The sequence below is a fragment of the Streptomyces sp. NPDC058086 genome (assembly GCF_042885015.1).
GTDB lineage: Bacteria > Actinomycetota > Actinomycetes > Streptomycetales > Streptomycetaceae > Streptomyces.
Map to the genome: position 1 here is coordinate 1 of NZ_JBHVST010000187.1, position 12,208 is coordinate 12,208.

Consider the following 12,208-nt stretch of genomic DNA (forward strand, 5'->3'; position numbering starts at 1 on the left):
CGACCGCCACGGCGAAGGCCAGGCGCTGAACAACCTCGGCGGCGCCCTGCAGGGGGTGCGGCGGTTCGAGGAGGCCATCGACGCCCACACCCGGGCCGCCGACATCGCCCGTGAGCTCGGCGACCGCCACCGCGAGGGCACGGCGCTGAACAACCTCGGCGGCGCCCTGCGGCAGGTGCGGCGGTTCGAGGAGGCCATCGACGCCCACACCCGGGCCGCCGACATCGCCCGTGAGCTCGGCGACCGCCACGGCGAAGGCACGGCGTGGACGGCCTGGGCAGTTGCGCACAACGAACGCTGGCTGAGGCGGAGCTGAGCGACCTTCGCTCCGCTGACGTTGCCCTTGCCGGAATTCTCGTCCGCGCAGGTCAAGCCGTATTCGGGCAATCGCGAAGTCACGTCAGCGAGGCGATCGCGTCGTCGTATGAGGCAGGCGATCATGCCCGCTTCATCACCCTCCACGCCGTCATGCAAGCGCATGGCCGCCGAGGCCGAGCCAACGAGTTGAGTACGAACCCGCAGGTTCATCCCCCGGAATCAAGGGGGTACGCCCTCGGGTTCATACTGAAGAGCCTCCGGTTTCCGCGAACCCACGGGGTTCAAGGCCTTGTTCTCGTATAGCTACCGCCAGGCGGCGTCTAGCGCAGTGTTACTGCCGTCGTCCTCGTTTCTCAACTGGCCGTCGGAGCCTCGGCTTCGGCCTGTCGGGCGCGTCGCTGCGCGCGTACGCCAGTGCCAGACCTGTCCGGGGCCGACCAGTCTGGCTCGTCCCCGGGGTCCTTCGTCGCCACCTTGGTCACCTGCAGCCCGGCGGCCCGGCCCCGGGTGTGCTGACTCGTGTCGCACGTCAGCAACCGAACGTCGCGGCCTGCCAGGCTCTGGATGGCCACCGTCCGGTCGATGATTTCTACGTCGGGGCGGTCCAGGCGCACGTGGCCGGGGGGATCGAGGACGATCTCCACGTTGACCCTGCCGCGGGTCTCGCCGTCATGGACCGTGTGCTCTCCCTCATGCAGGATCCCGTGGGTGTAGCCGTCGAGGACGCCGTCGAGGAGGCCGAGCGTGTGGGCGGCGCGCCAGCGGGCCCGCTGCTTACTGGCGTCCTTGAGGTCGTCCAGCTCGTCGACCACCACGATCGGGAACAGCAGGCGCACGAACTGCCAGCGCGGGACGTCGAGAATCTCGTGCAGGTCGACGTCGGCCAGCTTCACGGCGTTCTGGATGTAGAAGCTGGAGTCGGCGACGACGAAAACCTCCCGCTGGCGCCACTGGCCGATCTGCGCGTCCAGCGCAGCTACAGCCGCCTCGAAGGCTTCGACGCGTTCGGCCACCTCCAGTTGCACCAGACCATTCACGAGGCGCTGCTGGGCGGTGCTGGCGAGCGTGCCGCAGCTGCCCAGCAGGGCGCGGTAGCGGTCGGTGAAAACGAGCTGGGCGAGGTCCCGGTCGCTGATCTGGGAGCGCAGCATCCGCGCGGACTCCGTGGCCCATTCCAGATACGTCAGCAGCCCCTCGAAGGCGCTGTCGTACGGCCGTTGCAGGTTCATCGCCGTGGTGTGGACGCCGCTGAGGACCTGGCGAATGTTCCTTCGGTCGGCGCCCCGGCGGGGTGTGATGAGCATGCGCCGATCATGTCAGCGCGGCCCCCAGGTGCGCCTCGGGTTTCCGACGTCGCCGCCCTCCAGCAGCACGACCGCAGCCCCAAGTAGCTACTCAGCGCTACACGCCACCTGGCGGTAGCTATACGAGAACAGGGCCGGGATCCCCGTGAGTTCGCGGAAACTGAAGGTTCTTTAGTGGGAACCCGAGGGTCTGGGACTGCCATTTTTGGGATGAACCCGTGGGTTCGTGGCAAACCCGCTGGACGATCATGGGTTAGGGCTTGGACACCAGCAAGCAACTGATGCGCCAGTAGGTCGTCAGGAAGGCCAGCTTGTCTGGTCATCGTTGTCGGCTTTGAAGATGTGTGCGCGGGTCTTCTGCCCCCGGCACTTCACGGTCCGCGCCGATCCCCCTTGCCGACCTGGCACTAGGACGAATCTAGGACGGACGAAGGACCCGTGTCCATAACGTCACCACGGCCGGACTCACCGAAGGCTAGGGGGTGGGCGATGCGTGCGTATCGGCGTCGGGGCACGAGCGGGGGTCTCGTGTGCGTCGCAGGGTTTGTCAACGCCGCCGACGCCTTCGGACGACTCGGTGGAGAGGAATCACTATGAAACAAGAGATCGGCTCTCTCGCAGCCACGAAAGCGATGTCCTGAAACTGTCGTCATCAGGGCAGCGCAATCGAGGCCGAAAACGGGCTCCCTGGCGCGCTCGTCGCGATGATCTTGCAGTTTCGCGCGTGGCCGACCAGAACCGGCTGCTCGTGACCCCCTTCGGGACCCATCCATCCTCTCGGCAAAGAAGGTATTCGATCATGAAACTGCGCCGATTACTCACCACCTCCGTCGCGGCTGCCGTTGCCGTCCTCGGATTCGCCGGCAGCGCCACGAGCGCCCACGCCGACGGGCTCCCGGCCTACTGGGCGGTGATTACTACCGCCGATCACGTCGGTGTCTACTGGCAGCCCTACGACACGCCCGCCAATAAGGTGGGCCTTACCGACGACAGCAACGGAGGCTCGGTGTTGATCGATTGCTGGGTCTCCGCCGGCCAGGTCGGCACTGCCGGGGACGTGTGGTACCGCACCTGGAAGGTCAATTACCCACCCCCGGGGGGTTCCACTGTCACCAACACTGACACCCAACCGTGGTGGACCTTCGCTCCGTATGTCAACGGCGCATGGCACTTCCACAACCACATCGTGCCGCCGTGCTGATGGCGCCCTGAGCTTGCCGACGTTGGCCCGACCAGATGGCCCCTGCTGCAGGGGCCCGAGCTTCGGGCCACGCTCGACCGCGGCCGTCCGGTGTCCTACGAGTCGCGTCGTCACGACCCAGTTCGGCTCACCCCCGCTTGCGCGGGGAGGACATGAACAGCCGCGGACGGCCGCCGTCCTGGACCGGCTCACCCCGCCTGCGCGGGGAGGACTCCTTCCGGCCGCTGAACGCCGTGCGGATGTCCGGCTTACCCCCGCTCGCGCGGGGAGGACCCCGCAGGCTCGATGGTGGTCTGGGGCTGCTGCGGCTCACCCCCGCCTAGGCGGGGGTGAGCCGGCACGCGCCAGAAACTCGGCCAACGCGAGCAGGTCCTCCCCGCGCAAGCTGGGGTGAGCCGTCCTACGAAGAGCCCTCCTACACCGAGGCCCTGTCCTCCCCGCGCAGGCGGGGGTGAGTGACAGCGGCCACTTCGGATTCCCCAGGTACGGCCAGTTACGAGGTCACTCTGCGTAGGTGTCGAAGGCTCCGCCTTGAGAGTTGCCTTTCTTATTCCTTAACCTCCAACGCTTGTCTCGCCAGGCCTATGAACGCGACGAAGGCTTCCCGGAAATCCAGGTACGCCGCGTCGTATTCGTGCCTCCGATCGGGACTGTCGTCACCGATGAGCGCCTTGAGCAGCGGCTGCACGCGTCGCGCCATCTGCCGCACGTGCTCCGCTGCGGCGGAAACCTCGGCAGGACCATCGAGCCGGACCTCATGGGTTGCCCTGTTCATGTTCCCGATGGTTGGTCCGATGCGCTCATCCATCTGCGTCAGGAGTCGGTCCTTGCTCTCACGGTCAGGCGTCGCGTCGACGTCGTCAATCTGCCATGTGACCTCTGAGAAGGCGTGCGCGCAGCTCATCATTTCCCGATAGGTGGATCGACGCCGGTTGCGCTGCTCACGAAGGGTCTCTGCCGTCGTGGTTGTTCGCGCTTGGGCCAGCACCGCGCGTGAGGTCGCCCGCGCGGTGATGTAGCTGGCTCCGAGCGCGGTCAGCGCAGTGAGGATGCCAACCCACAGTCCGCTATTCGCCATAATCGAGGAGTCTGCCAGCGAGGAGTGCCGTTTAGACAGCCCGCGCATCGATCACTGAACGTAACCTGTGACGGCCAGATAGCTCCCCACTACTGCTGGATTCCTCTTTCGGTGGGTATAGCTGCTGGTAGCGGGGCAGTTGCGGGTGCTCGGGGGCGGGTGCTGGGTAGTGGTGCTGAGGGCACGGCCGGGCCGTGACGAGGGTGAGCAAGCGGTGGTCCACCGCCTGGCGTCGGCCAGAAAGGCGCCGAAGGTTGTGGTGGAGCGCTGCCGGATGGTGGAGCTGAGCTGGGGCGGCTGGCTGGTCCCGCAGATAGCCGACGAGCTGCGGTGCAGTCAGAAGACGGTGCGCCGCTGGCTGCACCGCTTCAACCGCTGTGGGCTGGAGGGACTGGAGGATCTGGGCGGGCAGGGACGCAAGCGAAGGATCACCGAGGCCGAGCGCTCGAGGATCATCGGCCTGGTCAGGCTGACGCCGCCGGGCCGGCTGGAGGTGCAGCCGTCGAACGAGATGTGGGCCGCGGACGAGTTGGGGCCCTCGGAGTGGACTTTGGACACACTGGCCGCCGCGGCCCGGGACCTGGGCATCGAGGTCAGCCGCTCCCAGGTACGTCGGATCCTGCTGGCCGAGGGGGTGCGCTGGCGGCGCACGCGCTCGTGGACCCGCTCGAGAGATGTGGACTTCGAGGGAAAAGGACGCGGATCGTCGAGCTCTACACCAGCCCGCCCGACGGCGCGACGGTGGTCTGCGCCGACGAACTCGGCCCGGTGATCCCACGCACCTTCCCGCCGGCACCGGGCTGGTCGCCGGACGGACACCGCATCAAAAACGAGCTCGACTACTCCCGCGGACCGGAGAAAACCTGGGTCTACGGCGCCTTACGCATCCGGGACGGCCACGAGGTCACGATGACGGCCACCTCCCGTAACAGTGCCTTCTACCAGCAGTTCCTCCAGCTGGTCGAGGACGCCAACCCCGTCGGGGACATCTACGTGATCACCGACAATCTGTCCTCCCACAACAGCATGTCCACCCGGACCTGGCTCGAGGAACATCCCCGCATCCAGCATGTGTTCATACCGGTCGGCGCCTGCTGGCTCAACCTCCAAGAGGGCTGGTGGCGCATCTTCCGCAAGACCGCCCTGGCCGGACGCTCCTTCGGCGACCGCGACCACATCACCCACGCCACCGAAGTGGCCACAGCCCAGCTCAACACCCGCGCCCGACCCTGGATCTGGGGCAGACCCGCACCGCCCACCAGGCGTTTACGCCGCCGCTATGTGTACTTCCTTTGAGGAATCCAGCAGTAGGCGGGCGCCAGGCACGGTCGTCGTGTCACGAGGCGTCCTCCTGGACGGGCTGAGACGCGCGCCGGGGTGCGGGCACCGGTGATTCCGGGGGAACGGTGAGCCCGAATTGGGCGGCCTGGGCGGTGAACATGCCTTGATAGAGCCCGTCCTGGAGAGCCATCAGCTCATCGTGTGTGCCTTCTTCGGCCACACGCCCTTGATCAAGGACGTAGATACGGTCCGCGTTTGCGGTCGCGGCGAGCCGGTGGGTGACGAGCACGACCGCGTCCCCTTCTTCGGCGAGGGCCCACAGCCCTGCGAACGCGGCGATCTCCGCGTGCGGGTCGAGCGCGGAGGTCGGCTCGTCGACGAGGAGGAACGGTGCGCCCCGGTACAGGCTGCGGGCGGTGCCGAGCTTTTGCCACTGCCCGCCCGAGAGCTGGACGCCGCGCTCGTAGCCCTTGAACACGATCGAGTCCCAGCCGTGCGGTAGCCCTTCGATGAGCGTGAGCACGTTCGTGGCCCGGGCGGCGTCTTTGACGCGGTCCATGTCCCGGAGACGGTTGCCGGCGCCGATGGCCACGTTCGCGGCGGCGGTCATCTCCCAGCGCGGGAAGTCCTGGGCGAGCAGCCCCACCACGGCGAAGACCTGGGCCCGGTCGGCCTCTCGGAGTTCGACCTGTCCGCCCTTGTCGTCCTTCCACCACACGTTTCCCTCGGTGGGTAGCAGCAGCCCGGCGAGCAGCTTGGGCAGGGTCGTCTTGCCGGAACCGTTCGCGCCCACCAGCGCCGTCACCTCGCCCCGGCGAACCGACAGGCTCACTCCCTTCAGCGCTGGGGAGTCGGCTCCGGGGTAGGTGAACGACACGTCCTCCACGTCCACTTGGTCCACATGGGAGGGCAGTGGGGTGCCGGCGGATGGGATGGCGTGCTCGGTGGCCAGTTCGATGGCGGTCTCGGTGTCGGTGAGGAACAGCAGTTCCTCGTAGAGGCGGTTGACCTGCTGGACGAGAGAAGTCAGGCGTGCGGTTGAGGTGCGGATGGCGATGACGGCGGTCCCGCCGACGGCCAGCGGCAGACCGCCGCTCGCCAGCAGCCACCACAGCACCCCGTAGCAGGCGAGCGACGCCGGACCGGCGAAAGTCCCGGCGACCAGGTCCGTGGATGCCTGCGCGCGAGCCAGTCTGCGCTGCTCGGCCTCGGTCTGCCGCGACATCTCCGCGTAGCTGTCCAGCAGCTTGGTCCCCGCCGCGTGCACGCGGATCTCACCCGCCGCGTGCGGGCGGGTCAGGTAGGCCAGCAGTGACGCGATGGCCCGCCGGTGATCGACCCAGTTGAGCCGCGACACGTAGTCGCGGCGCGCAGAACGGACTGCGCCCCACCCCTTGGGCAACGCGATCGCCAGCAGCATCGGCAGCAGCATCCAGTGCAGCGACGCCAGGACGACGGCGGCCGCCACCATCCCAATGAGCACGTTGCCCACGCCGACCGACAGCCGCAGCATGCTGCGGGCGGAGTCGGTGCCGAACTTGCCTGCCTCCAGCACACGTTGGATATCCGGCCGCTCGGTTGCCTCCACCTCGACCCGGGTGACGGCCGCGTAGTACCGCGCGGAGACCACCCGCGCGCACGTCGGCAGTCTTGGCGACGCGTTTCTGGGACAAGTGCGCGGCGCCGGATACGCTCTCGTCGATGTCCTCGGCAGTTACCTCAGCGATCTTGACGACGGACGAGACGCAGGTCCTCAGGAATCCGTCCGATCTCGGCGAGGCTGTGGCCGTACTTCTGCCTCAGCTCAGAATGCCAGTGATCTCCTGGTTGGTGAGGGCCTGGGCAATCTGCCAGCGCATGCCGCCCCGGGAGCCCTTGATGATGACCACGTCGCCGGGCTGCAGCAGCTTCTTCAGGAGGTCGGTCGCGGTCTCGTTGTCTCTGACGATGGCGACGTCCACGCCAGCGTCCGCAGCACCGAGGGCGAGTTGTTTGGCCATCTCTCCGCCCACCGCGACCACGACGTCGGCGCCGTACTGGCCGGCCATCTGGCCGACGTCCCAGTGGGCTTTCGCTGCTTCGTCGCCCAGTTCCAGCATCTCGCCGAGGACCGCGATCCTGCGGCCGTCTACGGGCAGCGCCTCTGTGCCGACCTGGTCGCTCATGTCTGCCCCCACCTTGTCAGGGGTTCGAAGGTGATCGCACGGCCGGAGTAGGAAGCGGCTACGCGGCTGAGTGGCAGCCGGTCGTGGGTTTGCCCCCAGAGCGACGGATCTCGGAAGTGCACCGTCGACACGGGGCTGGTCTCGTAGCCGCGAGCGACGACCAGGTGCCCGCCGCGGTGGCCGTCCTCGGGGAACTGCTCGCTCACCGAGATGATCATCGGAGCGTCGGCGAGACGCTGCACCAGCTCTTCCACCGGAATGGGCTGTGCCTCGCCGACGACACCGAACTCTCCTGCGAGGTTAGCGAGTGCTGCATGGACCCAACCGCGTTCTACACGGGCGCCGCGCTTCTCGCCGAGCTTGAGCAGCTCGGTCACGCTGGGCGAGGTGCCCGTGTAGGCGAGCAGGATCATGCGGAGCGCCGCCATGCCGCATGCGCGGTTGGACCATTCAAGGCGGTCGCCGAGTGCCCAGCCGCCGTGCTGTTCCCATTCCTCCGCCGGAACGAGTTGTCGGCACATGGGAACCTGGTGGATCACGGACACAGGCGGTGCTCTCCCCTGGGGACTAAAGCGTGTTGCAGAAGGCCGTGATCAGGGCATTTCCCTTGTATGGATGGGGTGTTGAGGGCCAGGGCTGATGCGTTCTCAGTCGGCGAGATGAGCTGATCGCCTGCGTACGCGCCGCCGTGGTCGGTCCGCCCGGTTCGGCAACGAGAGACGCGCCCCCTGATGATCAAGGTTGTCGAAGCCTTTGATCACGAACAGGGGTCGCGTTCGCGTGCCATCCTCCCTGGTCGATGTCCTGCAGCGCCACTGCGAGGACATCGACTCCGCCTCCCCGGATCCGGAACCATCGCAACTCACTTCCCTGGCCGAGGCCTTGGGCCGGATGCCCGATCCCCGCCGGGTCCGCGGCCGCCGCTACCGCCTGGGCTCCCTGATGGGGCTGTGCCTGGTCGCCGTCCTCGGCGGAGCCACGTCCCTGGCCGCCATCGCCCGCTTCGCCGCCGACACTGACTATGGCCTGCGCGAACAACTCGGGCTGACCTGATGGTCAAGGGGAACCAGAAGAAGCTGCGCAAGCAGCTTCGGCGCCTGCCCTGGACACAGATCCCGCTGCAGGCCCGCACCACCGGGACAGGACACGGCCGCCGCGAGATCCGACGTCTGAAGGTCTGCACCGTCCGGCCAGGTCTGCTCTTCCCGCACGCTGTCCAGGCCATGGAAATCAAGCGCCGCCGCACTCACCGCAAGACCGGCAAGGTCGAGACGAAGACCGTCTACGCGATCACCAGCCTCCCGCCCGAACAGGCCAGCCCGCCACAACTCGCCGAACTCGCGCAGAATCACTGGTCAGTTGAGGCCCTGCACCACATCCGAGACGTCACCTACGGCGAGGACGCCTCGCGAGTACGCACCGGCACCGCACCCCGCGCCATGGCCACCCTGCGAAACCTCGCCATCGGGCTCATGCGCCAAGCAGGCTGGACCAACATCGCCGCCGCGGCCGATCACTACAGGTCACGACCCCAGCACGCGACAGCCATGCTCCGACTCACAGCCTGAGAACGCATCGCCCCTGCCTCCACACCGCTCAACTTTGAAGACGCCCGAATCCGGGTATCGGGCACTGATCGCCGGACGCTCACGCAACTCCAGCGGGTACTTTCTCGGGGCAGGCATCCTCTGTGCTCCTTTCATGAAACCCATCTGACCTGCAGTCACCATTCCCCGCACCTCGGGGGAACCTCACCCATCCACAGGTCTTGACTATTGCTCCGGGGTCTTTCGCATGCCTGTCGAACAGGTTCCACAACGGCATATCGGCTTGTTGGACGCTGATCCATTGCGGTGAAGTCTCGGAGCTGAACGGGTGATGGCAGCAGTCGGTGACCACGCCACATCACCACAAACCTGAGATCACCTTGAGACAGTAGCGGGACGTCAAGATCATCTATGTTCGGAGGCAAACGTGAACGAAGGCCCAGGCAGGCTTGTCTCCCCATCTCTGCGGAGCCCTCTGACGAGATCTCTGCTGGCAGTCCTCAGTCTTGGGGCTTCTATGTTCAGCCCTGCTGCTCCTGCCTATGCGGACACGTCCAGTGATACGACCACCGCGAACGTATCGGTGCTCGGCTCGATCACACTGTCAAACCTGACAGGATCATTTACCTTGACTGGCGACCCGAGCACAACCGTGTCGTCCGCTGGCGCGGTCAATATGACAGTGACCACCAACAACCCCGCTGGCTACCAAGTCACCGTGCAGTCGACCACACCCACGTTGACCGGCTCTGCCGGAAATACCGACTCGATTCCCATCGGCAATCTCTATGTGCGCGAGACCGGCAGCGGTCCACTGTTGTACCCACTCTCAGACACGAGCCCGGTGACCGTTCACATCCAGCACACGCCGTCGGCACCCGCCGGAGACAACCTCAGCAACGACTACTCGATCAACATCCCGGCCGTACAGCCAGACACCTACCGCACCACCCTCAACTACATCGCTGCGACCTTGTAGCCGACTGAATCCTGCGCCAGAAGAAGGCCGTGAACAGGTATTTCCTCCGCTCAGCAGGAATCCTGCTGAGCGCCACCTCGTTGATCATCGCGTCACGCTCCAGTGCATTCTCGCTGCCTGAATCCCCACCCTCGCCCGCTGCGCCGGCATTCGCGCTCAAGGTCAGCCCCACCCGGCTCGTCATGTCACCTGACCAGGCTGCGACCGTGCAGCATTTCCAGGTCTCCAATACCGGAAAGGTCAAGGGGGACGTCAACGTGTCCGCGACATCCATGGAACAGCACGCCGACGGATCATTGACCTACCCGCCCACCGCGCCGTACTCGGCTGCAAACTGGGTGGCCATGACTCCGCAGCACTTCCAACTCGACCCGGGCGCCACTCAGAAGGTGACCGTACACCTCACGGTGCCTGCTGCCCCGGAACCTGGGGAGCACTACGTCGCACTACTATCCCTCGTTCCTTCCCAGGCGCAGAACCGCATGCGGATCAACCGGGGCGTGGCTGTTCCTCTGCTCGTTACGGTGCGCGGATCGACGATCGACGCCGTGAAGGCAACAAATCTGGAGACGTCCGGACTCTCCGTCGGCGGCCCCATCAGTCTCACCGCGACCGTCAAAGAGACCGGCACCGTCCACCACGACTTTTACGGACCACATCACAACCTTGTCGCCGAGGCGGACGGGACGAAACTCGCCTTCTCTGATTTCACCGTTCTCCGTGGGTCCTCCCGCACTGTGAAAACGCAGTGGACCGACCCGCCGCTGGCGTGTGTCTGTCACATCAAGGTGGCGATCCCCCAGAAAGGTGGTCGCCCCGAGGTAGTTGAAGCCACTGTCGTCCGTCTTCCCCTCCGGCTCGTCGGCTGGATCGTCATGGCCATCATTAGCCTGTTCCTCCTGTGGCGTTTCGGGTTCTCCCGATACACGTTGCAACGTCGGGACGAATCCGTAGCAAAGGACGGTGAGGGCTGTGGTGCCACGCCAGAGGATGAACTGTAGGTGCCGAAAAGCGCCGCCAGTTCCCGCTCCAGAAGTTTCCGGAGACCAGGACGCGCCGCCCAAACCGGCTCCCGACGGCTGGACCTCGCCCTGCACCGGTTGAACATCGAGCCCGAGCGCGCGGTGTTCGTCGGGGACAGTCCCACCGACATGACCGCGGCCCGCAGCGCGGGAGTCCTCGCCCTCGGAGCAGTCTGGGGCTGGCACCCTCCCGCCGCTCTCCGCGCGGCCGGAGCCGATCACCTCCTGCCCGAGCCCACCAGCATCGGACCGTCCCTCCTGCGCCACCTGCCCCTAATCGACAGCGCGTGACCCAACCGGCCCACTACAGTGGAGGGGCGCCCCTTCGGGCGCCCCTTTGCACTTCTGCACCCAGAGGACACAGGCACATGCGCGTGATGCGGCGACGAGCACCCGGCGTCGAGCTGGAGCACTGAGGAACCCGTTCCTCAGCCCGACTCGCGGTCCGGCTCGGCGCGCACTCATCACTCCGCCACCCGTTTCCTGAACCTCTGAGAGTTGCCCTGATGCCTGTACCGCCCACCAGCGGCCGTCTGCAATGGACCGCCGTCCCCCCGCCGCTGCGCGCCCGCCTCGCACCGCAGGTCGGCGGCACGCCGATACGTAGCTGTATCAAGGGTCGACACGGCATCGATGTCGTGGACGCAGCTGCGGGAACGGCGCCTGGTGCCGGGCGGCGCCGCCGCACCGCACCTGCGGTGAGCGCCGCGCGCCCGGGCGCTTTCGTGTCAGGCCGGCTGCCAGGAAAGGATTGACTGGTACTGCGCCTCGATGCCGCCGGCTGCGGTGATACTCGATGGGACCTGGTCCGCCCCGGTGATGTTGTGGTTCTTCTGGATCAGGACGCTCTTGTTGTCGTAGTCGGAGGGACCGTTGGGCCAGTAGTTGCCTTCGATGTCCGTCGGGTCGTATGTCCCGTCGCCCAAGGTGTAGTTCACGTGTTTGCTGCCCCACGGTGAGACGTTGATGTTCCATACTGCGTTGCCGAGGATCGACACGTAGGTGGCGCCGTTGTCGGTGTACAAGACGTGGCCGCCGGAGTTGTTGAGCTGGTCGTGGACCACGTTGCCGGTGACATGCTCGCCGCTCGCCATCGAGGTGCCGGTGATCCCGTTCGTATAGACGGCACCGCCGTCCCCGAGCAGCGACATGTGGTCGTAGATCAGGTTGTACGAGATCGTGTTGTTGTTCGAGTAGTTGGGCTGTGCGGGCAGGCTCACCTTGTCGGGCCAGCCGCCCCAGCCGATGGAGATCGCCGTGTAGGGCACGTGGTCGATCTGGTTGTGGGTGATGGTCGATGTCTCGATGTATCC

The 12,208-nt window shown here is 66.3% G+C and carries 15 protein-coding genes and 1 pseudogene; 10 read left to right on the forward strand and 6 right to left on the reverse strand.

Features of this window, described 5'->3' with window-relative positions; genetic code table 11:
• Window positions 1-316: tetratricopeptide repeat protein (locus tag ACFVWD_RS55470; protein ID WP_389606568.1), on the forward strand; the 316-nt coding region annotated here is incomplete at its 5' end.
• A gap of 355 nt (window positions 317-671) precedes the next feature.
• On the opposite strand, the gene ACFVWD_RS55475 is transcribed toward ACFVWD_RS55470, so the two are convergent.
• On the reverse strand, window positions 672-1,622 hold the full coding sequence (locus ACFVWD_RS55475; RefSeq protein WP_389606570.1) for a PIN domain-containing protein: 951 nt from the start codon (window positions 1,620-1,622) through the stop codon (window positions 672-674).
• Window positions 1,623-2,346: 724 nt separating this feature from the next.
• Here ACFVWD_RS55475 and ACFVWD_RS55480 point away from each other — a divergent pair.
• Entirely contained in the window at window positions 2,347-2,823 is a 477-nt protein-coding gene (locus tag ACFVWD_RS55480) for a hypothetical protein (RefSeq protein WP_389606571.1), read from the forward strand.
• 152 nt (window positions 2,824-2,975) lie between these two features.
• Window positions 2,976-3,146: a hypothetical protein gene (locus ACFVWD_RS55485; RefSeq protein WP_389606572.1), complete on the forward strand. Its 171-nt coding sequence runs from the start codon at window positions 2,976-2,978 to the stop codon at window positions 3,144-3,146.
• 224 nt (window positions 3,147-3,370) lie between these two features.
• Here the strand turns inward: ACFVWD_RS55485 and ACFVWD_RS55490 are convergent, their stop codons facing one another.
• Window positions 3,371-3,949 (reverse strand): hypothetical protein, encoded by a 579-nt coding sequence (locus ACFVWD_RS55490; RefSeq protein ID WP_389606574.1) that lies wholly within the window; start codon window positions 3,947-3,949, stop codon window positions 3,371-3,373.
• Between the two features lie 166 nt (window positions 3,950-4,115).
• Here ACFVWD_RS55490 and ACFVWD_RS55495 point away from each other — a divergent pair, with 166 nt between their 5' ends.
• Window positions 4,116-4,673, forward strand: coding sequence for a helix-turn-helix domain-containing protein (locus ACFVWD_RS55495; protein WP_389606575.1), 558 nt, complete (start codon window positions 4,116-4,118; stop codon window positions 4,671-4,673).
• Window positions 4,643-5,197, forward strand: a complete 555-nt coding sequence (locus ACFVWD_RS55500) for a transposase (protein ID WP_389606576.1) — start codon at window positions 4,643-4,645, stop codon at window positions 5,195-5,197. The genes ACFVWD_RS55495 and ACFVWD_RS55500 overlap by 31 nt, the downstream gene beginning before the upstream one ends.
• A 40-nt stretch (window positions 5,198-5,237) precedes the next feature.
• Here ACFVWD_RS55500 and ACFVWD_RS55505 read toward each other — a convergent pair whose 3' ends face one another.
• The 3 genes from ACFVWD_RS55505 to ACFVWD_RS55515 form a co-directional block, all read right to left on the reverse strand.
• A complete protein-coding gene (locus tag ACFVWD_RS55505) occupies window positions 5,238-6,812 on the reverse strand; it encodes an ATP-binding cassette domain-containing protein (RefSeq protein WP_389606578.1) in 1,575 nt (524 codons plus the stop codon).
• Between the two features lie 169 nt (window positions 6,813-6,981).
• Window positions 6,982-7,347: a glutamate ligase domain-containing protein gene (locus tag ACFVWD_RS55510; RefSeq protein WP_389606580.1), complete on the reverse strand. Its 366-nt coding sequence runs from the start codon at window positions 7,345-7,347 to the stop codon at window positions 6,982-6,984.
• Window positions 7,344-7,868 carry a C39 family peptidase gene (locus ACFVWD_RS55515; protein WP_389606581.1) on the reverse strand — a complete coding sequence of 175 codons (525 nt, stop codon included), beginning with the start codon at window positions 7,866-7,868 and terminating at the stop codon, window positions 7,344-7,346. The genes ACFVWD_RS55510 and ACFVWD_RS55515 overlap by 4 nt, the downstream gene beginning before the upstream one ends.
• Window positions 7,869-8,127: 259 nt before the next feature.
• Here ACFVWD_RS55515 and ACFVWD_RS55520 point away from each other — a divergent pair, with 259 nt between their 5' ends.
• The 5 genes from ACFVWD_RS55520 (at window position 8,128) to ACFVWD_RS55540 (ending at window position 11,186) form a co-directional block, all read left to right on the forward strand.
• Window positions 8,128-8,400, forward strand: coding sequence for a transposase family protein (locus tag ACFVWD_RS55520; RefSeq protein WP_389606582.1), 273 nt, complete (start codon window positions 8,128-8,130; stop codon window positions 8,398-8,400).
• Window positions 8,400-8,915, forward strand: coding sequence for an ISAs1 family transposase (locus tag ACFVWD_RS55525; RefSeq protein WP_389606583.1), 516 nt, complete (start codon window positions 8,400-8,402; stop codon window positions 8,913-8,915). Before ACFVWD_RS55520 ends, ACFVWD_RS55525 begins: the two co-directional genes overlap by 1 nt.
• A 496-nt stretch (window positions 8,916-9,411) precedes the next feature.
• Complete coding sequence (locus tag ACFVWD_RS55530) at window positions 9,412-9,873, forward strand: hypothetical protein (RefSeq protein ID WP_389606585.1); 462 nt, start codon at window positions 9,412-9,414, stop codon at window positions 9,871-9,873.
• Window positions 9,874-9,902: 29 nt separating this feature from the next.
• Entirely contained in the window at window positions 9,903-10,874 is a 972-nt protein-coding gene (locus ACFVWD_RS55535; protein ID WP_389606586.1) for a hypothetical protein, read from the forward strand.
• A 99-nt stretch (window positions 10,875-10,973) separates the two neighbouring features.
• Window positions 10,974-11,186 (forward strand): HAD family hydrolase, encoded by a 213-nt coding sequence (locus ACFVWD_RS55540; protein ID WP_389606588.1) that lies wholly within the window; start codon window positions 10,974-10,976, stop codon window positions 11,184-11,186.
• Window positions 11,187-11,623: 437 nt separating this feature from the next.
• On the opposite strand, the pseudogene ACFVWD_RS55545 reads toward ACFVWD_RS55540, so the two are convergent.
• Window positions 11,624-12,208 (reverse strand): annotated as a pseudogene (locus ACFVWD_RS55545) (fibronectin type III domain-containing protein); the annotation flags it as partial.

Excerpts from the sequence above, each read along its gene's own strand:
- ACFVWD_RS55475 (WP_389606570.1), bottom strand. The coding sequence starts at position 1,622 with ATGCTCATCACACCCCGCCGGGGCGCCGACCGAAGGAACATTCGCCAG.
- ACFVWD_RS55485 (WP_389606572.1), top strand. The coding sequence starts at position 2,976 with ATGAACAGCCGCGGACGGCCGCCGTCCTGGACCGGCTCACCCCGCCTG.
- ACFVWD_RS55490 (WP_389606574.1), bottom strand. The coding sequence starts at position 3,949 with ATGCGCGGGCTGTCTAAACGGCACTCCTCGCTGGCAGACTCCTCGATT.
- ACFVWD_RS55510 (WP_389606580.1), bottom strand. The coding sequence starts at position 7,347 with ATGAGCGACCAGGTCGGCACAGAGGCGCTGCCCGTAGACGGCCGCAGG.
- ACFVWD_RS55515 (WP_389606581.1), bottom strand. The coding sequence starts at position 7,868 with ATGTGCCGACAACTCGTTCCGGCGGAGGAATGGGAACAGCACGGCGGC.
- ACFVWD_RS55525 (WP_389606583.1), top strand. The coding sequence starts at position 8,400 with ATGGTCAAGGGGAACCAGAAGAAGCTGCGCAAGCAGCTTCGGCGCCTG.
- ACFVWD_RS55530 (WP_389606585.1), top strand. The coding sequence starts at position 9,412 with ATGTTCAGCCCTGCTGCTCCTGCCTATGCGGACACGTCCAGTGATACG.